We start from the raw sequence: 19,549 nt of genomic DNA, 5'->3' as shown, positions 1-19,549 counted from the left end.
GCGGCCGGCGCTCGGCCTCGCTCCTCGTCGCCGCGCCCGCCCTCATCACGATCGCGGTGGTCGCGGCGTCCCTCTATGCGGCGGCCGGCGACGGTCCCGGACGCAAGGCGGGGACGACCAAGGCCGCCGATCTCCCGTCGATCCCCCCACCGCCGGACGGCTGGTACGTGGCCAACCCGATGGTCACGGCGCGGTCGGAGATGGACGACTGCCTGTCGATCCTCCCCAACGACTCGTACGAGCCGAACGTGGGCCAGGACCGCTGCGCGCCCGAGGATCCGCTCCAGCGCGTGCGGCTCCAGCCCCTCGGCGGCGGCGCGGTCGCGATCAAGGCGTTCAACATGTGGGACAAGATCTGGTGTGCGACCCTCGCCGCGCGCGAACCCGGAGCCCGCATCCTCCTGCGCCCCTGCGTGTCCGGCGACCTGCGGCAGAGCTTCACGCTGTCGGGAACGGGGTCGACCGCGCACGGGCGCCAGGTCTACCGGTTGCAGGCGTCGTCCACGCGGCAGAACGGGATGTGCGTCGGCGTCAAGGTCGATCACCCCGCCACCGCGCACACCATCCACACCAACTGCGGCCAGGCAGGCGTGGTCGGTTACATCTTCACCCCGGTCAAGGCCCCGACCAGTAGCAGCAACCCCTCCTGAGCCATGCCCGCCAGAGATCAACTCCATGCCAGGTAGACGACGCGCCACGCGTGCCTCCCGCCCCGGTTCCGGCAAGGGCCCCAGCGGCCGCACGGTGTCCCTCCTCGTGGCCGCGCCCGCGTTCTTCACCATCGTCGTGATCATCGTGTCTCTGGTGGTCGCCGCGAACCGCAACCCCGGCTCCGGCCGCAAGCCCGCCCCGGCGAGCCCGGCTCCCACGCCGACCCCGCCGCCGGACGGCTGGTACACGGTCAAGCCGGTCACCGGCCAGCCGCACGGCAACTGCGTCGCCGTCCTCCAGGACAACGAGGGTGAGCCGACCGTGTCGCAGCACCGGTGCGACGCCGAGGACAAGCTGCAACGCATCTGGCTCCAGTCGATCGACCTCCGGACCTACCTCATCAAGGTCCGGACGAGCCCGACGGCCTTCTGGTGCACCACCCTCGCCTCCCCGGCGGAGCGTGCCCGCCTGCACGTGAAGCCCTGCGACAAGAGAGAGGTACGCCAGCGGTTCGTCCTCGAACCGGTCCCCGGCGAGCAGCCGGCCACGAGGCCCGTCTTCCGGTTGTCGCCCGTCGCCACCCGTTCGAAGGGGATGTGCATCGGCATCGACACGGCCGAATTGAGTCCGCACAGCACGCGGCACGCCCTCCACACCCCGTGCGCTCATGCGGCGGTGCGGGGTTACACGTTCACCCCGGCGCTGGCGCCGCGCAACAGCTGACCTGCCGCTTGCGCCGCGCAACGGCCAGGCCCACCGCCGGCGCGGCACAGCAGCCGGCCCGCCGACGTCAGACGGTCTCGTGCTCCCGCAGCCGCTGGCTCACGACCTGGGTGACGCCGTCGCCGCGCATGCTGACGCCGTACAACGCGTCGGCGCCCTCCATCGTGCGCTTCTGGTGGGTGATGATGATCAGCTGGGACGACTCGCGCAGCTCCTCGAACACCGTCAGGAGCCGCTGCGTGTTGGTGTCGTCCAGCGCCGCCTCGACCTCGTCGAGCACGTAGAACGGCGACGGCCGCGCCTTGAACACCGCGACCAGGAACGCGATCGCGACCAGCGACCGCTCTCCGCCGGAGAGCAGCGACAGCCGTTTGACCTTCTTGCCCGGCGGCCGCGCCGAGACCTCGACGCCGGTCGCGAGCATGTCCTCCGGCTCGGTGAGCGAGAGGCTGCCCTCGCCGCCCGGGAACAGCCGCGCGAAGATCCGCTCGAACTCCCGCGCGGTGTCGTCGTAGGCGGCGGCGAACACCTGCTGGACCCGGTCGTCGACCTCCTTGACCACGGTCAGCAGGTCGCGCCGGGTCTTCTTGAGGTCTTCCAGCTGCGAGGTCAGGAACGCGTGCCGCTCCTCCAGCGCCGCGAACTCCTCCAGCGCCAGCGGGTTGACCTTGCCCAGCTGGTTGAGCTGGCGTTCGGCGGCCTTGGCGCGCTTCTCCTGCTCGACCCGCTTGTACGGAACGGGCTGTGCGTCCTCCGCCGCCTCAGGCCCGGGCGGCACGGGCACCTCGGGCCCGTACTCCGACACCAGCGCCTCGATTTCCAGCCCGAACTCCTCCAGCGCGCGCTGTTCGAGCTGCTCCAGCCGAAGCCGCTGCTCGGCGCGCGCGACCTCGCTGCCGTGCACGACGTTGACCAGGCGCTCCAGCGTGCCGGACAGCTCCCGCACCTGCGACCGCACCACCTTGAGCTCGGCGTCGCGCGCGGCACGGGCCCGCTCGGCCGCCTCCCGCTGGGCGACCGCCGCCATGAGCGAGATCTCGATCCGGTCCAGCGCGGTCCGCGACCCCTTGAGGACGGCCTCGGCGATCTTTGCCTGGCGTTCGCGCCGCGCCCGCCGCCGGGCCGCGCGTGCGCGCTCCTCGCGCTCGCGGCGGGCGCCGCGTTCGAGGGCGTCCGCACGTCCGGCGATGGCCTGGACCCGCTCCTCGGCGGTACGCACCGACAGCCGGGCCTCCATCTCGACGGCGCGCAGGTTGCGGCAGCGCTCGCCGAGCTCGTCCCGGGCGTCGGTCTCGTTGCCAAGGTCGTCGGCGACCTCGGCGGCCTCCTCCGCCTCGGCGAGCCGGACGGCGAGCTCCTCGGCCGCGTGGACGTCCCGTTCGAGCGACTCGTTGGCGGCGTCGAGCGCCTTGGTGAGCCGTTCGAGCTCACCGCGCGCGGCGCGCACGCCTGCCTCCAGCCGCGCCGCGTGCTTGGCCTCCTGGGCGGCCTTCGTCTCGAACTCGCGCAGCCGGCCCCGCACCCGGTCGAGCTCGGACTGGGCCTGGTTGACACCTGACTGCGCCTGGTTGACCGCGGCCTGCGCGGCGTCCAGCGCGGCCTGCGCCGTGTGCTCGGCCTCGATCGCCGCGGCCAGGTCCTCGGCGCCGCGTTCGGCACCGGTCTCGGCGGCGGCCAGATCCTGAGCGGCCTGATCGAGCGTCGCCCGCATCTGGAGCAGGCTCTGCGCACCGCCCGCGGCACCGCCCAGCGCCCAATGCGCCCCGAACAGATCGCCGTCCCGCGTCACGGCGCGCAACCCCGGCTCCCGCCGGACGAGCTCGCCCGCCGCAGGCAGGTCGTCCACCACCGCGACATCGCGCAGCAGATGCTCCAGCGCGGGCCGTACGACGTCGGGGACGGTCACCGCGTCGATCGCGTAGTCGACCCCCGCGACCCGGGCGATCATGCCCTCGGGCCCGCCGCCCACCAGGACGCCCGCCCGTCCGGCGTCACGCGCGCGCAGCAGCGCCAGGGCGGCCTCGGCCGTGTCGACCGAGCCCACCGCGATGGCCTCGGCCGCGTTGCCCAGTGCCGCCGCGATCGCCGTCTCGTAGCCGGGCCGGACGGTCAGCAGCGAGGCGACCGTGCCGAGCACGCCTTCCAGCGAGCCGTCGGTGCCCGCCGAAAGCAGGGCCTCTCCCCCGTCGGCGGCGCTTGCGAGGGTCAGGTTGAGCGCCTCGATCCGCGCCTGGAGCGCGGCGACGCTCTTCTGCGCGGCCTGGTCGGCGGTACGGGCGGCGGTGACGGCCGCCCGCGCGGCCTTCAGCTCCTCACGCGGCCCTTCGACACCCGCGCGGGCGGCCTCCACCGCCTCCTTCGCGGCGGCGAGGCTCTCCTGGGCCACCTCGTGCTCAGCGGCGAGCTCCGGGTCCTCGACGACCTCCGCCTCGTACGCCTCGAACTCGGCCTGCGCCGCCCCGGCACGCTGCTCCGCCTCGGCCCGGGCCTCGGCAAGACGCCCGATCTCCGACTCGCCCGCCTGCGCCTTGCTGCGCAACGCGTCCACCCGGCCGCGCAGCCGCGCCAGCTCCTCACGGCGGTCGGCGGCCGCCCGCGCGGCCGACTGCAGGCGGCGTTCCTCCTGCGCGAGAGCGTCCTCGGCGACGGACCGTTCCTCCACCGCCCCGGCGAGACCTTCCTGGGCCTCCTCCAGCGCGGCGCGGAGCATCTCCTCCTGCTCGCGGACGGCGACCGCCTCGCGTTCCATGTCCTCGGGGTCGCGCCCGCGCCGCTCCTCCTCGCGCGCCTCGGCGGCGTTGCGATGCCGTTCGGCGGCCAGGTCGGCGATCCCGCGCAGCCGCTCCTTCAGCGCCGACAGCTGGAACCAGGTGTCCTGCACCTGCGCCAGCTTGGGCGCCTCGGCGGCCTCCTCGGCCTCCAGCCCGGCCTCGCGCTCCTGCGCGCCGGCCAGGGCACGCTCGGTCTCGGCGCGGCGCTCCCGGATGGCGGCCTCGTCGGCGGCCTCCTGGTCGAGCTTGGTCGTCAGCGTCACCAGGTCGTCGGCCAGCAGCCGCAGCCGCGCGTCGCGCAGGTCGGCCTGGATGACGGCGGCCCGCCGGGCGATCTCGGCCTGCTTGCCGAGCGGCTTCAGCTGCCGGCGCAGCTCGCCGGTGAGGTCCTGCACACGCGTGAGATTGGCCTGCATCGCGTCCAGCTTGCGGAGCGCCTTCTCCTTGCGCTTGCGGTGCTTGAGGACGCCCGCCGCCTCTTCGATGACGGCCCGCCGCCCCTCGGGCCCCGAGTGCAGCACGCGGTCGAGCTGGCCCTGGCCGATGATGACGTGCATCTCACGGCCGATGCCGGAGTCCGAGAGCAGCTCCTGGATGTCGAGCAGCCGGCAGGAGTCGCCGTTGATCGCGTACTCGCTCTGGCCCGACCGGAACATCAGCCGGCTGATCGTCACCTCGGAGTAGTCGATCGGCAGGGCGCCGTCGGTGTTGTCGATGGTGAGCACGACCTCCGCGCGGCCCAGCGGCGGCCGGGTCGCGGTGCCGGCGAAGATGACGTCCTCCATCTTGCCGCCGCGCAGCGACTTGGCGCCCTGCTCCCCCATCACCCAGGACAGCGCGTCGACCACGTTGGACTTGCCGGATCCGTTGGGCCCGACGACACAGGTGATCCCCGGCTCGAACTTCAGCGTGGTCGAGGACGCGAAGGACTTGAAGCCGCGCAACGTCAGGCTCTTCAAATACACGCGCCTGTGTCCTCCTCCAGGGGATCATGCGGGGTCAAGGCCATCCCTGAACCACGGCCTGTTCCTCTTGTGCCGTTCCTCTTGTGCACAGGAGGACCGGCCCCCTGTCGCGCCCGGTGACATGCCTGGGAGCTTGTCGAACGATACCGGTCAGGGCCCCGGGGACCCGGCATCTGCGGCATCCGGGGGGCCGGCCGCCCTCCAGCCCTCACCCGCCACCGTCATTCGACGAGCTTCGCTCGGCGGCCTTCTGCGCGTTCGTGCACCTCCCAATGTGCCATGATCTGCCCGTTTGCGTGTACTGAGCCCCCGAAACAGGTGCCGGGGCCACCAAATCGATCACAGGACGGCGCTCGGTGACGCGCAACAGCGCACACGGTGCCCTCCACGCGCGCGCCTGATGCCTGCGGCGCGTGCCATGTGCGGCGCATGCCACGTGCGCGCGGCGCGTGATGCCTGCGGGGGACGTCGCGTACGGCGCCTGACGCCTGCGGGGACAGTGCGTACGGCGCATGGCCACGTGAGGTTTCCTCGCCCGGCATCCCTCGCAGGTAAGGAACCTCTAACCTGCGGTTACGAAAAAGATCAATGTGACCTTTTCCGCCTAGTTTGATGGCGAATCAACGACACCGATCCCGCGTTCGGCGCCATGCTCGCGGAGCGTGACGGCGAACGCAGGAGAGCCGGAGCGGACGGACCGCCCGGCGGAAGAGGTGGGGGCGAGGTGAGGCCCAGATCAGGAGTTACGGCGCCGGCAAATAAAACCGGGCAAATGATCCGGGCAATACAAAGGGCTGGGGGGCGGGGGAGCAAGCTGCGGCTTGCGACCGGACTCCGCCCTTCCAGCCCGAGAAGACGCCGACTAGGTCAGCGCCGGTTCGCGATCCTTCACTCCGAGCGACACGATGTCGTCGTCGGGCGCCGTCGCCAGCGCGTCGTTCTCTGCCTGAAGCCGTACGAGCTCGGCCTCCAGATCACGTACGCGTCGCTGAAGACGCCGCATCTCCGCGACCATCCGGGGGTCGGGACCGCCGACGTGGCCGAGTAGAGCCTTCGCCATGACTAAGGGTCCTCCACGCTGAGTAACCAGCAGGGATCGCGCACAAAGAGCAAATGAAGCTGGTGCGCGTATCGTCTAGAGTCGCACCGGCCGGTGTCCTGGTCAAGATGGACATCACAGGCCGGTAACAACCTGTCGTCACTAGTTTAGCAGGTACAAACCGGAAAACCCTACCCGGTCACCTCTCCTGAAAACCGGGGAGCCCGCCGCGCGGCTCGCTCCAGCGTTCGGTGACGCCGGCGACCCGTCCCGGGGTACCCGGACCACGCAGAAGCTCCAGCAACCGCTCACAGGACGAACGGGGCCCTTCGGCCACCACCTCGACTCTGCCGTCCCGCAGGTTGGTCGCGCTGCCGACCAGCCCGAGCTCCAGCGCCCGGGCCCGCACCCACCAGCGGAAGCCCACGCCCTGGACGCGCCCGCGGGCCCAGGCGGTCAGCCGTACGCTCTCGTCGTCCATCATGGCCCCTGGTGGTAGTGGTCGTCCCTGGTGGCACGGTCCCGTGGCGCGGCTCTAGTAGCGCGCCCGGCGCGGGCGCGGCTGGCATGCCGGGCAGCTGTAGGACGAGCGGTTCATGAACACGTCGCGCCGGATCGCCGTCCCGCACCGGCGGCACGGCTCGTCGCGGCGCCCGTAGGCGTCCAGCGAGCGGTCGAAGTAGCCGCTCTCCCCGTTCACGTTGACGTAAAGGCTGTCGAACGAGGTGCCGCCGACGTTGAGGGCCGCCGACATGACCTCGCGCGCGGCGGTGAGGACGCGGGACACCTCGGCGCGGGTGAGCGTCTCGGTGGGCCGGGCCCAGTGCAGCTTCGCGCGCCACAGGGCCTCGTCGGCGTAGATGTTGCCGACCCCGCTGATGAGCGACTGGTCGAGCAGCGCCCGCTTGATGCCGGTGCGGCGCCGCCGCAGCGCGCGGAAGAACGCGTCATCGTCGAACGCGTCCTCCAGGGGGTCGGCGGCGATGTGCGCGATCGGCTCGGGGACCAGGTCTCCGGGGCCGAGGGAGCCGGAGGTGAGGGGGTCGGGGACCAGATCGGTCATCATCAGGTGCCCGAACGTCCGCTGGTCGACGAAACGCAGGTCGTGCTCGCCGTCGGTGAACGTGATCCGGACCCGCAGATGCTTCTCGCGTTCCCGGCCGGGGTCGCCGACCAGCAGCTGCCCGCTCATCCCAAGGTGCGCCAGGAGCGCCTCCACGGGCCTGTCCTCCGGCCGCCCGGCCTCGGTCAGCGGCAGCCACATGTACTTGCCGCGGCGGCGCGGGGCGACGACCGTGCGGCCGGTCAGGAGGCCGGCGAAGTCGTCCGCGCCCGCCGTGTGCCTACGGACGGCACGCGGGTGCAGGACCTCGACCACGTCGGTCGTCCGGCCGGTCACCCAGCTCTCCAGGCCCCGGCGGACGACCTCGACCTCGGGCAGCTCAGGCATCGGTGCCCCCACCCCCGTCCGGGAGCACGAGGGCCTGCCCGACGATCACCTGCTCGCGGGCGGTGTCGAAGCTCATCGTGGGTGAGCCGTACAGCTCGTATCCCTTGTCGAGGAGCGAGCTGATGCGTTCGCAGAACTCAACGTCGTCCGGGCCGGTGATCATCCGGTAGCGCAGTCGGGAGGTGTCAGCCATGGGACCCAGGTTACGGCCGTTGAGCAGCGGGACCGGCGTCGCCCGCGTTTCCCGCCGCCTCCGCGCTGTGCCCGTTGGGTCGTGCGTCGGCGCTCCGCGCGGCCTCTCCGGCCTCCCGGGCCACGACGATCTCGCGGATGGCGTTCCAGGCGGCCTCGGCGGCGTGCTGCTCGGCCTCCTTCTTGCTGCGCCCCTCACCCGAGCCGTACGTGCTGCCGCCCACCCGCACCGAGGCACGGAAGGTCTTCTGGTGGTCGGGGCCGCTCTCGGCGACGTGGTACTCGGGCACGCCGAGCTCCTCCACCGCCGTCAGCTCCTGCAGCGAGGTCTTCCAGTCCAGCCCGGCGCCGAGCCCGGCGGAACGGGTGATCAGCGCGTCGAACAGCCGGTGCACCAGGGCGGAGGCCTCCCCCAGCCCGCGGTCGAGATAGACCGCACCGATCAGCGCCTCCAGGGTGTCGGCGAGGATCGAGGCCTTGTCGCGGCCGCCCGTGCCCTCTTCGCCCCGGCCGAGGCGGATGTGCGCGCCAACACCCAGCCCGCGCGCGACGCCGGCGAGGGCGCGCATGTTGACCACCGCGGCCCGCAGCTTGGCGAGCTGGCCCTCGGGAAGATCGGGGTGATCGCGGAAGAGCGTGTCGGTGACCACCAGGCCGAGCACCGAGTCGCCCAGGAACTCCAGGCGCTCGTTGGTGGGCAGCCCGCCGTTCTCGTACGCGTAGGAACGATGGGTGAGCGCGCGTTCGAGCAGGTCGCCGGTCATCTCGACGCCCAGCGCGCGCGTCAGCTCCGCGCGGTCCGGCGCGGGGTCATGGGTCTTGCCGCTCACAGGCCCTCCTCGCAGGGCTCATACCACTCGGTGTGGTGGCCGCTACGGCGTGTGACGGCGGTGCCTACGCGGAAGCGCGGCACGAGGGAGGGTCCGCGAAGACGAGGTGCGCGCCGGTTGATCATTCCCGGCGTGCACCACGGCCTCGGGCGCCGACCCCGGTGCCGGTCGCACGCGTGGGCGTCACTCGCCGGATGGTCGGTTCACGCACCTCGGAGGGCAGCCGCGCCTGCACGCGAAGCCGCCCCCCGAGGCTCAAAGGTCAAGCCGACGGCGCGATGACCTGGCGCCGGTCGTAGGTGCCGCACGACGCGCACGCGGTGTGGGGCAGCTTCTGGTCACGGCAGGTCGGGCACTCGACCAGGGTCGGCGCCGCGGTCTTCCACTGCGCACGCCGGTGCCGCGTGTTGCTGCGCGACTTCTTCCGCTTCGGGACGGCCACTGGTCAGCCCTCCTGCTTTCTTTCTCGTAGGTCTGTGATGCCTTGCAGCGCCGCCCACCGGGGGTCGGCGGCGTCATGGTGGTGGTCCGGACCGGCATCCGCCAGCCGTACCCCGCACTCCGAACACAGGCCGGGACAGTCGTCCCGGCACAGCGGGGACAGCGGCAGTGCGAGCAGCACCGCGTCCCGGAGCACCGGCTCGAGGTCGATCAGATCGTCCTCAAGGCGGAGCTCGTCGTCGTCCGCGTTCCCGCCGGAGCGGGTGTCAGGATAGACGAAGAGCTCCTGGAAGTCCGCCTCGAAGGTCGAGGCGATCGGGTCGAGGCAGCGCGCGCACTCCCCCTCCAGGGGGACCCACGCCGTGCCCGTGACGAGCACGCCCTCCAGCACCGACTCGAACCGGAGATCCAGTTCGAGCTCGGCGCCCTCGGGCACGCCCACCATCTCGACGCCGAAATTCTCCGGTGCCGGCACGTTCAGGGTCTGCTCGCGGGACGACCCGGGTTGCCTGCTGAGAGCTCGGGTGTCGAGCACGAGCGGCGCGTTGGGATCGAGGCGAGACAGCGGAATCCTGCTTTCGTGAGGCATGGCGAATTGCGGCCGTCGTTCCTGGCCGACTCCCCAGGGTACCGAACGGAGGCCCGCCGACCCAACTTGCCTTCCCGCAGCCCCCACCCAGCCACCCTTCCAACGGACGAGCTGCGCTCGCCAGCCGGCTCTCAGCCTTGCTGGAGGCGCTCCACGAGGCGTTCGTGGACGAGGTCGGGGATCAGGCCGGAGACGTCGCCGCCGTACTTCACGATCTCCTTCATGAGGCTGGAGGAGAGGTAGGAGTAGAGGGGGTTGGTGGACATGAACATGGTCTCCACGCCCGCCATCCGGTGGTTCATCTGGGCCATCTGCAGCTCGTACTCGTAGTCGCTGACCGCCCGCAGCCCCTTGACGATCATGGGGATGTCGTTCTGCCGGCAGAAGTCCACGAGCAGGCCGTGCCAGCTGTCGATCTTGACGTTGCCGTACTCCCTGGTGACCTCTTCGAGCATCGCGATGCGCTCCTCGATGGTGAAGAGCCCCTGCTTGGTCTTGTTGATCAGCACGGCGACGACCACCTCGTCGAAGAGGCGGGAGGCCCGGCTGATGATGTCGAGGTGCCCATTGGTGACGGGGTCGAACGAGCCCGGACAAACGACACGGCGCACGAGGTGGCTCCATCCGTTGCGAGACTGCCGAGGGAAGGGAGTCTGGCCTTCTGTGCAGGTGGCGGCCTGCGGCGCGACCGTACCAAATCGGATTCGGTCACCCCGCATCGGGCTTCCACCCGGGCGCCGAGCGGGGCGGGGATCAGCCGGCGAGCGCGTCGACGATCTCCGCGGCGATCGGTCCTGACTTGATTCCATACCCCTCGGCCTCGGTCATCACCGCGACCGCGTACCGCGGATCGGATCGGGGGCCGTAGCCGATGAACCACCGGTCGTTGTAGGACTTCGCCTCGACGTCGGCGGTCCCGGTCTTGCCGCCGACGATCGACGACCCTTGCAGGCTCTTGCCGGTGCCTGAGCGGATCACGGCCTTCATCATGTCCCGCAACTGCGCGGCCCGCGCGGCGGTGAGCGGCCGGCTCAGCGTCCTCGGCTTCGCGTCGCTGACGACCGAGCCGTCGGGCGCGCGCAGCTTGTCGACCAGATAGGGGCGCATGACCTTGCCGCCGTTCACCACCCCGGCGGTGACGAGGGCCATCTGCAGCGGGGTGGCGATCGTGCTGCCCTGCCCGATCGAGCCGAGCGCGCTCAGCGCCGGCTGGTCGGTCTTGGGGAACGAGCTGGCCGCGCTGGTCATCTTCCCCTCGGCGACGTCGATCTTGTCGTAGAAGCCGAAGCCCGCGGCCTGGTCGCTGACCGCCTCGTTGCCTGGCTTCTCCGCGCCCAAGTAGGCGAACGTGGTGTTGCAGGACTGGGCGAACGAGTCGATCAGCGGGATGGCGGACAGGTCGCACTGGCCGCCGATGTCATCCGCGTCGTTGTTGATGGCCTGGCCCGCGCCCGGCGGCCGGTAGCTGCGCCCGGCCTTGACCCGGGAGTCCTCGGTGCCGCCCGCGGTCAGCCCTGCCGCGGCGACCACGGTCTTGAACGTGGAGCCGGGCGGGAAGACCTCGTTCATCGCCTTGTTGAGCAGCGGTTTCAGCGGATCGTCGTTGAGCTGCTTGAATCTGGCCGTCGCGGCCTTGGCGTCCAGCGTCGACACCGCGTTGGCGTCGTAGGACGGGGTGGAGGCCATCACCATGATCGCGCCGGTCCTGGTGTCCAGCGCGACCGCGGCACCCCGGCGGGCGCCGCTGGACCGGAGCGCCTCGTACGCGACCTGCTGCGCCTTCACGTTGATCGTGGTCTCCACCGTGCCGCCCGGGGTCTTCTTGCCGAGGAGCTTGTCCAGGAAGGTGCTGGTGACCAGGCGTGGGTCGGTGCCGTCGAGGAAGTGGTTCTCGGCGTTCTCCAGGGCGCTCTGTGAGAAGACCGAGAAGTAGCCGGTGACCGGGGAGAAGACCTCGCTGTTCCAATAGCGGCGGAGGTAGTTCTTGGAGTCGCCGTCCTTCTCCGACCAGGCCAGCTTCCGGCCGCCGGCCACGATGGCACCCCGCTCGATCTTGTTGCGATCCTGGAACTGCCGCGCGTTGTGAGGATCGTCGCGCAGCTTCTCGTTCTCGAAGCCCTGGACGTACGTCACGTTCACCATCAGGGCCAGGACCATCAGCAGAGCCACGATCCAGGTACGGCCCACAGCCTTGTCCATGCAGGTCATACCCCCCGAAGTAGCGCGAGCCCATGGTAGGCGCGCACGCTCCCACAGCGACCAGCACACTCTCACATACCGGACACGCCCTGCCCGGCGATCTTGCGGAATTGGCCCGGCCGGGACCGGGTTCAGCCGTCGGCGCGGCCGTACCAGAAGAGGGCCTCACCGTAGCGGCGGTCGCGTTCGGCGGTGTAGCCATCCGGCCATTCGAGCGCCGGGCCGCGCACCGAGCGTTCGACGACGACCAGGGCGTCCGGCGTGTACCAGCCGTTGTCGCGCAGGTCGATGAGCAGATCGGTCACGGCCGCGTCGGTCAGCGCGTACGGGGGGTCGGCGAAGACCAGGTCGTACGGCTCGTCCGGGGGGCGCCGGACGACGCGTTCCACCTTGTCGGCCACCGGTCGCGCGCCGGGCAGGCCGAGGGCCGCCGCGTTCTCCCGGACGACCTTGAACGCGCGCGGATGCGACTCGACGAGCAGGGCGTGCGCCGCTCCCCGCGAGAGCGCCTCCAGGCCGACCGCGCCGGACCCGGCGAACAGGTCGGCCACGCGCAGCCCGTCGAGCGGGCCCAGCAACGCCAGGACGGTCGAGAACAGGCCCTCCCGGGCGCGGTCGCTGGTCGGCCGGGTGTCCCGGCCCGGCGGGACCGCCAGCCAGCGTCCTCCTGCGCTTCCCGCGATGACCCTGGTCACCGTCCTCCAGCCCCCACCCCATCAATGGACGAGCTCGCTCGGTCTCCCTTGATTATGGCGGGGCGTGCGGTCGGGCCGTGATCGGGCGGGCGGGATGCCCCACCCCGGAACATCCCGCCCACGTCTCTTTGACGACCGGCGGCTCAGGCGAGTGCCCAGCGCGCCTGGGTTCGCACTCCGGGGTCAGGGTCTGCCAGCGCCTCGGTGAGGGCCGTGACGACCTCGGGACGTTCCGAGGCCCACTGCTCCAGGGACTGGACCGCGGCCCGGCGCACATCGACGATGCGGTCGCGCAGGGCGTGCAGCAGCGGCTGGACGGCGACGTCCGGAGTGGCCTGCGCCAGCGCCAGGGCGGCTCTCTTGCGCACCTGCCAGGCGGCGTGCGCGATCGAGGTGATGACGCGGCCCTCCAGCGGCTCGGGCAGGCCGAGCTCGGCGGCCGCGTCCAGCGCCGCCAGCCGTACCACCGGGTCGTGGTCGGCGAGCAAGTGGTCGAGGACGGGCAGGCCGGCGGGGACCGCGAGCCGGGCCAGCCCTTCCGCGACGGCCACCCGGACCTCGCGGGAGGGGTCGTCGGCGGCCTCGGCCACCGCACCGGCCGCGCGCAGCGCGACGAGGCCGAGGACCGCCTGAACGCGTACGTTCGCCTCGCCGTCGTGCAGTCCCTGCTCGTACAGCTCGCCCGCCCCTTCGGTGAGTACGGCGAGCAGCGCGGTGGCGACCTCGCGGACCAGCCTGTCGCGGCCGTGCGAGGACGCCAGCAGAAGTCCTCGGACCCCTTCGTCGCCGAAGTAGACCTCGGGCAGGTCGCGAAGCGCCTCGGCCGCGAGGCGGCGCACCTGCTCGTCCTCGTCCGCGAGCGCCCAGGCGAGCGTGTCGCCGAGGCCGCGTGGGCCGTCGCCGCCGTTGGCGTTGTCGATGAGCACGCTGAGCGCGGCGCCGCGCAGCTCGGGCTCGGGGGCTCGGAGATAGGGCTCGATGTCGCTCACCTCGGGGTGAACGATCCCGCGCAGTTCGATGATCCCGGTGGGCGTGGTGGTGTGGGTGATCGTCATGATGAGGCCTCCTGCTGGCCGTCTGATCCGGTCGGGTCGGGGATCAGCCGCAGGAACACAGCGCGCTGGCCTGCCGTCGGAGATCGACGTGCCGGCGAGCGGTCAGGGGCTCTCTCGGGTTCACAAGCTCATGCTCGCCGATATTTCCTATAATGTCAATCTGTTATATAGGAATTGCCTTCCTGCCGGGGCGCACCTCAGGCCTTTTCGAGGTAGTCCGCGCGCTCCTCGTCCAGGAGGGAGGCCAGCTCGGCCGCGAGACCGGGGTTGGCCTCCAGGTCGGGATCGGCCTCGACCAGCAGCGTGGCTTCATCGCGGGCATGCCGGATGACCTCCTCGTCCCGCTGCAACGTCAGGAGCCTCAGGCTGGACGAACGCCCGGCCTGGGTCGCCCCGAGCACATCGCCCTCCCGGCGCTGCTCCAGGTCGAGCCGCGACAGCTTGAACCCGTCCGTCGTGGAGGCCACCGCGTCCAGCCGTTCCCGCGACCTGCTCCCCGCCTCCGCGTCCGTCACCAGCAGGCACAGGCCCGGCAACGTCCCCCGGCCGACCCGGCCGCGCAACTGGTGCAGCTGCGACACCCCGAACCGGTCCGCGTCCATGATCACCATCACGGTGGCGTTGGGCACGTCCACGCCCACCTCGATCACGGTCGTCGCCAGGAGCACGTCCAACTCCCCCGCCGAGAACCGGCGCATCACCGCGTCCTTCTCGTCCGGATGGAGCTTGCCGTGCAGCACGCCAAGCCGCAGCCCCGCCAGCAGGACCTCCAGCTTGGGCAGCACCTCCATGATCCCCAGCGGGGACCGCCGCTCCCCGTCCTCCTCGATCGCGTCGCCCTCGTCGCCCTCCTGCTCGCCGATCCGCGGGCAGACGATGTAGATCTGGCGCCCGGCGGCCGCCTCCTCCTTGATGCGCTCCCACGTCCGCGCCAGGAACGCGGGCTTCTCCGGCGGCACCACATGCGTCCGGATCTCCGAGCGCCCCGCCGGCAACTGCGCCAGCACCGACGTCTCCAGGTCGCCGAACACCGTCATCGCGACCGTCCGGGGAATCGGCGTGGCGGTCATGACCAGCACGTGGGGCCGCCCGCCGGTCACCTTCTCCCGCAACGCGTCCCGCTGCTCGACCCCGAAGCGGTGCTGCTCGTCCACGACCACCAGCCCCAGGTCGGCGAACTGCACCTGGTCCTGCAACAGGGCGTGCGTCCCCACCACGATGCCCGCCGCCCCCGACGCCGCGTCCAGCAGCGCGGCCTTGCGCACCTTGGCCCCCTGCGAACCGGTGAGCAGCGCGACCTTGGTCGCGTTGTCGGCTCCTCCCAGCTGCCCCGCCTGCGCGAGCTCCCCGAGCATCCCGGTGATCGACCGGTAGTGCTGCTGCGCCAGCACCTCGGTGGGCGCCAGCAAGGCCGCCTGCCCACCCCCGTCCACCACCTGCAACATCGCCCGCAACGCGACAATCGTTTTGCCGGCTCCGACGTCGCCTTGGAGGAGGCGGTGCATGGGGTGTTCGAGGGAGAGGTCTTCGGCGATCTCGCGGCCTACTTCGCGCTGACCCTTGGTCAGTTCGAAGGGGAGGCGGGCGTCGAACTCGTCCAGGAGGCCGCCCTCGATCGCGGGGCGGGCCTTGGCGGGCAGGGCCGCGGCGGCCAGGCGCCGCTGGGCCAGGGCGATCTGGAGGACGAACGCCTCGTCCCACTTGAGGCGTTTGCGGGCGCGGCCGAGCTCCTCCCAGTCCTTGGGGCGGTGGATGCCCTCGTACGCGTCGCGCAGGCCGATCATGCCGTGACGCTTGAGGGTGAGGCGGGGCATCGGGTCGTCGCCGAGTTCGAGCTGGTCGAGGACCAGGCCGACGGACTTGGTGATCGCGTCGATGTCGAGGCCCTTGGTGGCCGGGTAGATCGGGATGATCTCGTCGGCCCACTCCTGGGCGGCCGCGGCGTCCTCGCGGGCGTGGATCGGCTTGTACTGGGGGTGGGTGAGCTGGCGGACGGCCCTGCCGCTGCGCGGGCGGTAGGTGCTGATCTTGCCGGCGAACAGGCCGCGGGTGCCCGGGGAGAGCTCCTTTTCGGGCTTGTACGAGCCCTTGCGGCCGAAGAAGCTCAGCTTGAGCTCGCCGGTGCCGTCGGTGACGGTGATCTCCAGGACGTAGCCGGGGCTGCGGGTGAGGGTGCGGCCCTGGACCTTGACGACCTCGGCCATCACGGTCACGTGCTCGCCGTCGGCCAGGCTGCCCAGCGGCGTCAGCTCACCGCGGTGGGCGTACCGGCGGGGGTAGTGGTGCAGCAGGTCCCCGACCGTGTGCAGGTCGAGGCCGCTCGCCAGAACCTTGGCGGTCTTGTCCCCGAGGACCTTGCGCAACGGCTCGTCGAGTTTGGCCACCTGTCTTTTCTAGCCCATCGGGGGGACAGGGATTCACTCCACGCCGATGAGCAGGGGGTAGAGCTCCTGGGCGCCGTCGTAGACGCCGACCTCGACGTCCGGGCGGACGTCCCGGAGGTGGTCCTCGAGGGCCGCGGCGAGTCCCTCGGGCGCGTGGGCGCCGGCGATGAGGGTCACCAGCTCGCCGCCGGCGGACAACATGCGGTCCACGCACTGGCGGGCCACCTCGGCCAGATCGGAGCCGATCATGGCGACGTCGCCGTCGATCAGGCCGAGCACGTCGCCGGGCTGGCAGAGGCCCACACTGGTGAACGCCTCCTCCACGGCGACCTCCAGGTGACCGAACCTGGTGGCGCCGGCGGCGCGCGTCATGGCGATCACGTCGTCGGCGAAGCGGCGCAGCGGGTCGTGGACCGCGAGGGCGGCCAGTCCCTGGACGGACGCCTTGGTCGGCACGACGGCGATCCGGGCGCCGGCGTCGCGGGCACGTTCGGCGGCGGCCTCGGCCAGGGCGAGGACCTCGGGCTCGTTCGGCAGCACCGCCACCTCGTCCCCGGCCGCCAGGATCGCCTCGGCCAGGACGGCCATCGGCGGGACCGTGCCGGAGGCGCGGCGTACCACCCGGGCGCCGCAGCCCTCGAAGATCGCCGCCAGCCCGTCGGCGGCGGTGACCGCGACCACGGCCCGGCCGACATGGGGCGCGTGCGGCTGGTCCTCGGTGATCATGTGCAGGTAGGTGACGCGGATGCGGTGCGGGCGGCCCGCCGCGAGGCCCGCCTCGATGGCCGCTCCGGCGTCGTCGACGTGAACGTGGATGTTCCAGAGGCCGTCACCGCCGACGACGACGAGGGAGTCTCCGAGGCCGTCCAGGGACTCGCGGAGATCGGGGATGGCGTCGTCGGGTGCGTCGAGCAGGTACATGACCTCGTAGCCGGGGCCCGTCGTCTCCGGCTCCTCCCGTACGGCGGGCTCGCCGTGGGTTCGGGCGGGGACCTCGTACCGTTCGGGGAACTCCTCGGTGATCACGGCGGCGAGCGCCTCCAGGACCACGCAGAGGCCGGCGGCGCCCGCGTCCACCACGCCGCTGCGGGCCAGGACGTCGAGCTGGCCGGTGGTCTTGCGCAGCGACTGGCGAGCCCCGGCCGCGGCGGCGCGTGCGGCTCCGGAGAGGCCGTCATTGGTGCCGGTGGCGGTGGACGCCTCCTGGAGCACGCTGAGGATCGTCCCCTCGACCGGGTGCTCGACCGCGTTGCGGGCCAGCACCGAGGCGTACTCCAGGGCCTCGGCGAAGACCTCCGCGTCCACCCGGATCCCCGGCCGTCCCATGATCTCGGCGAGCCCGCGGAACACCTGGCTCAGGATCACCCCGGAGTTGCCCCGGGCTCCCAGGAGCGCCCCCTGCGCCAGCGCCCGCCAGGTGTCGGCGGCGCCGGCGTCCCCGGGGAGCGCCTCGGCGGCCTCCGCAGCCGCCAGCACGGTCAGGTGCAGGTTGGTCCCCGTGTCCCCGTCGGGCACCGGGAAGACGTTGAGCGCGTCGATCTCCGCCCGGGTGCGGCCGAGGGCCTCGGCCGCGAGCCTGCACCACTGCCGTACCGCCGCCCCGTCGAGGACGTCAATCAACGCGTGCCCCTCTCCGCCATGTCCGAGATAATTCTGTATCGCGTGAAGTGCCCCTTTGGGAACCGATCGCACCCGGGAACCGCAGGCTGAATCCCCTCGCCGATTCGCCTACCGGGCGCGGGGTCGGCTAGTCTGATCCATGCGCCTCCTCCGAGGCGCCTTCAGCGAGCGCTCCGAGCGGCCTCTCCGGCCGGGAGCGTTCCGTTCAGAGCACCGACACCCACTTTGGAGTTTCCCGTGGCTTCCGTCTGCGACGTCTGCGGCAAGGGACCCGGTTTCGGCATGAGTGTCTCCCACTCGCACCGCCGCACCCCGCGCCGCTGGAACCCCAACATCCAGCGTGTGCGCGCCGTCGTGAACGGTGGCACCAAGCGGATCAACGCCTGCACGTCCTGCATCAAGGCGGGCAAGGTCGTCAAGCCGACCGTCTGACGGTCGCAACCAAGCCTCAGTCGGCTCACCAGGTCTGGTGAGCCGGCTTTTGCGTTCCCGGACGCTCAGGCGATCAGTGCTCGCGGATCCGCCAGGCGTGGTCTACGGGGCCTATGCCGGCGCCCAGGGGGAAGCCGGCGGCGATCGCGCCTGTGACGTACTCCTTGGCCTTGGCGACGGCGGTGGGGATGTCCTCGCCTCGGGCGAGGTACGAGGCGATGCCTGAGGCGAGGGTGCAGCCTGTGCCGTGGGTGTGGCGGTTGTCGTAGCGCGGCGCGGTGAAGCGGTGCTCGGTCGTGCCGTCGAAGAGCAGGTCGGTCGGGTCGCCGGGCAGGTGGCCGCCCTTGATCAGCACCCAGTCGGGGCCGAGGGCCTTGAGCGCCTCGGCCGCCTCGCGCAGGCCCGGCTCGTCCACGACCTTGACGCCGGTGAGCTGCTCGACCTCGTAGAGGTTGGGGGTCACGACGGTGGCGACCGGGAGCAGGGCCGAACGGATGGCGGCGACGGCGTCGGGGGCCAGCAGCGAGTCACCGTGCTTGGAGACGCCGACGGGGTCGATGATCACGGGCACGTCCACGGTCGCGAGCCGTTCCGCGACGGTCTCGACGAGTGCGGTGGAGGCGAGCATGCCGGTCTTGACCGCCTGGACGCCGATGTCGCCGAGCACCGAGTCGAGCTGGGCGCGGACGGCCTCGGGGGGCAGCTCCCAGTAGCCCTGGACGCCGAGGGAGTTCTGGGCGGTCACGGCCGCGATGACGCTCATGCCATGCGTGCCGAGGGCCAGCATCGTCTTCAGGTCCGCCTGGATCCCCGCGCCTCCGCCGGAGTCCGAGCCTGCGATGGTCAGCACGAGGGGAGGGGTCTGCGTCATGGTGCCAACTGTAGACGGCCGTAAACCAGGTCAAACCCGGACGCAACGCTGTTTATTGATCATGCATTCGGAGGGCGCCTGCAGGACGCCGTTGGCCACGTAGGCGATCCGTACGCGCTGGCCGGGGGCCAGCGCCGGGGTGCCGGGCGCCTTGCGCACGTAGAGCCGCTGCCCGGTCTCCACGACGGTCCCCCCGGTCGCGGAGACGAACGTGACGTTCGGGATCTTGAACGCGATCGCCCAGTCGTTCACCGGCCTGCTGCCCTTGTTGCCGATGGTGACGGTGCCCCGGAACCCGGTCGGAGTCGGGGCCCCCGGGCGGAACGCCACGATGAGTCCCGACGCCCGCGCGGCGCGGCTGGTCCGGCCGCCCTCACCGCGTTCGGAGACCTGGCCGTCCTTGGGGTCGACGGGCTCGTGGGCGCCGCCGCCGAAGTTGAGGGAGATCTGCGAGGTGCTCCCCGCGTACGCCACGACGCCGACGGCGATCACCAGCGCGGTGACGGGCAGGAGCGGGGTGACGACGAGCTTCTTGGACAGGCGCCACCCGCCGGTCTTCTCTCCGGCGGAGTCGGGCTTGGCGCCCTCCGGAGCGGTGGCGCGCTGCGGGCGGGGCGCGCCGGTCGCCGCGCCGGCCACGGG

General features: G+C 71.6%; 20 protein-coding genes. 3 read left to right on the top strand and 17 right to left on the bottom strand.

What is annotated here, in order from left to right; genetic code table 11:
* Nucleotides 1-650, top strand: a 650-nt coding sequence (locus F8566_RS50715) for an RICIN domain-containing protein (RefSeq protein ID WP_192810292.1), incomplete at its 5' end; no start/stop codon positions are given.
* A 25-nt stretch (nt 651-675) separates the two neighbouring features.
* Nucleotides 676-1,374: a hypothetical protein gene (locus tag F8566_RS49265; protein WP_151571377.1), complete on the top strand. Its 699-nt coding sequence runs from the start codon at nt 676-678 to the stop codon at nt 1,372-1,374.
* Nucleotides 1,375-1,441: 67 nt separating this feature from the next.
* Here F8566_RS49265 and smc read toward each other — a convergent pair whose 3' ends face one another.
* The 15 genes from smc to F8566_RS49195 form a co-directional block, all read right to left on the bottom strand.
* Entirely contained in the window at nt 1,442-5,110 is a 3,669-nt protein-coding gene (smc, locus tag F8566_RS49260; protein ID WP_151571375.1) for a chromosome segregation protein SMC, read from the bottom strand.
* 862 nt (nt 5,111-5,972) lie between these two features.
* Nucleotides 5,973-6,170: a hypothetical protein gene (locus tag F8566_RS49255; RefSeq protein WP_151571373.1), complete on the bottom strand. Its 198-nt coding sequence runs from the start codon at nt 6,168-6,170 to the stop codon at nt 5,973-5,975.
* A 178-nt stretch (nt 6,171-6,348) separates the two neighbouring features.
* A complete protein-coding gene (locus F8566_RS49250) occupies nt 6,349-6,630 on the bottom strand; it encodes an acylphosphatase (protein WP_404800410.1) in 282 nt (93 codons plus the stop codon).
* Between the two features lie 54 nt (nt 6,631-6,684).
* The gene (gene mutM, locus F8566_RS49245; protein ID WP_151571369.1) at nt 6,685-7,599 is read right to left on the bottom strand and encodes a bifunctional DNA-formamidopyrimidine glycosylase/DNA-(apurinic or apyrimidinic site) lyase; all 915 of its coding nucleotides are present in this window, start codon (nt 7,597-7,599) and stop codon (nt 6,685-6,687) included.
* Nucleotides 7,592-7,792 carry a DUF1737 domain-containing protein gene (locus tag F8566_RS49240; protein ID WP_151571367.1) on the bottom strand — a complete coding sequence of 67 codons (201 nt, stop codon included), beginning with the start codon at nt 7,790-7,792 and terminating at the stop codon, nt 7,592-7,594. Before F8566_RS49240 ends, mutM begins: the two co-directional genes overlap by 8 nt.
* A 10-nt stretch (nt 7,793-7,802) precedes the next feature.
* Nucleotides 7,803-8,555 carry a ribonuclease III gene (gene rnc, locus F8566_RS49235; RefSeq protein ID WP_225994236.1) on the bottom strand — a complete coding sequence of 251 codons (753 nt, stop codon included), beginning with the start codon at nt 8,553-8,555 and terminating at the stop codon, nt 7,803-7,805.
* Between the two features lie 328 nt (nt 8,556-8,883).
* Complete coding sequence (gene rpmF, locus F8566_RS49230) at nt 8,884-9,063, bottom strand: 50S ribosomal protein L32 (protein WP_151571365.1); 180 nt, start codon at nt 9,061-9,063, stop codon at nt 8,884-8,886.
* 3 nt (nt 9,064-9,066) lie between these two features.
* Entirely contained in the window at nt 9,067-9,651 is a 585-nt protein-coding gene (locus tag F8566_RS49225; protein WP_151571363.1) for a YceD family protein, read from the bottom strand.
* 131 nt (nt 9,652-9,782) lie between these two features.
* Nucleotides 9,783-10,262: a pantetheine-phosphate adenylyltransferase gene (coaD, locus tag F8566_RS49220; protein WP_151571361.1), complete on the bottom strand. Its 480-nt coding sequence runs from the start codon at nt 10,260-10,262 to the stop codon at nt 9,783-9,785.
* 142 nt (nt 10,263-10,404) lie between these two features.
* A complete protein-coding gene (locus F8566_RS49215; protein ID WP_225994235.1) occupies nt 10,405-11,850 on the bottom strand; it encodes a penicillin-binding transpeptidase domain-containing protein in 1,446 nt (481 codons plus the stop codon).
* 131 nt (nt 11,851-11,981) lie between these two features.
* The gene (rsmD, locus tag F8566_RS49210; RefSeq protein WP_151571357.1) at nt 11,982-12,545 is read right to left on the bottom strand and encodes a 16S rRNA (guanine(966)-N(2))-methyltransferase RsmD; all 564 of its coding nucleotides are present in this window, start codon (nt 12,543-12,545) and stop codon (nt 11,982-11,984) included.
* A gap of 143 nt (nt 12,546-12,688) precedes the next feature.
* Entirely contained in the window at nt 12,689-13,600 is a 912-nt protein-coding gene (locus F8566_RS49205; RefSeq protein ID WP_151571356.1) for a HEAT repeat domain-containing protein, read from the bottom strand.
* A gap of 43 nt (nt 13,601-13,643) precedes the next feature.
* Nucleotides 13,644-13,724 (bottom strand): putative leader peptide, encoded by an 81-nt coding sequence (locus tag F8566_RS53230; protein ID WP_404800409.1) that lies wholly within the window; start codon nt 13,722-13,724, stop codon nt 13,644-13,646.
* 73 nt (nt 13,725-13,797) lie between these two features.
* Nucleotides 13,798-15,984 (bottom strand): ATP-dependent DNA helicase RecG, encoded by a 2,187-nt coding sequence (recG, locus tag F8566_RS49200; RefSeq protein WP_151571355.1) that lies wholly within the window; start codon nt 15,982-15,984, stop codon nt 13,798-13,800.
* Nucleotides 15,985-16,017: 33 nt separating this feature from the next.
* Nucleotides 16,018-17,604, bottom strand: coding sequence for a DAK2 domain-containing protein (locus F8566_RS49195; protein WP_225994234.1), 1,587 nt, complete (start codon nt 17,602-17,604; stop codon nt 16,018-16,020).
* 237 nt (nt 17,605-17,841) lie between these two features.
* On the opposite strand from F8566_RS49195, the gene rpmB reads away from it, so the two are divergent.
* The gene (gene rpmB / locus F8566_RS49190; protein ID WP_151571354.1) at nt 17,842-18,036 is read left to right on the top strand and encodes a 50S ribosomal protein L28; all 195 of its coding nucleotides are present in this window, start codon (nt 17,842-17,844) and stop codon (nt 18,034-18,036) included.
* A 73-nt stretch (nt 18,037-18,109) separates the two neighbouring features.
* Here the strand turns inward: rpmB and thiD are convergent, their stop codons facing one another.
* Complete coding sequence (gene thiD / locus F8566_RS49185; protein WP_151571353.1) at nt 18,110-18,907, bottom strand: bifunctional hydroxymethylpyrimidine kinase/phosphomethylpyrimidine kinase; 798 nt, start codon at nt 18,905-18,907, stop codon at nt 18,110-18,112.
* 30 nt (nt 18,908-18,937) lie between these two features.
* Nucleotides 18,938-19,549: cellulose binding domain-containing protein (locus F8566_RS49180; protein WP_151571352.1), on the bottom strand; the 612-nt coding region annotated here is incomplete at its 5' end.

This window comes from Actinomadura rudentiformis (genome assembly GCF_008923185.1).
Lineage (GTDB): Bacteria > Actinomycetota > Actinomycetes > Streptosporangiales > Streptosporangiaceae > Spirillospora > Spirillospora rudentiformis.
Note: the sequence above shows the minus strand (reverse complement) of the source record. Positions and strands in the feature narration are given on the sequence as shown.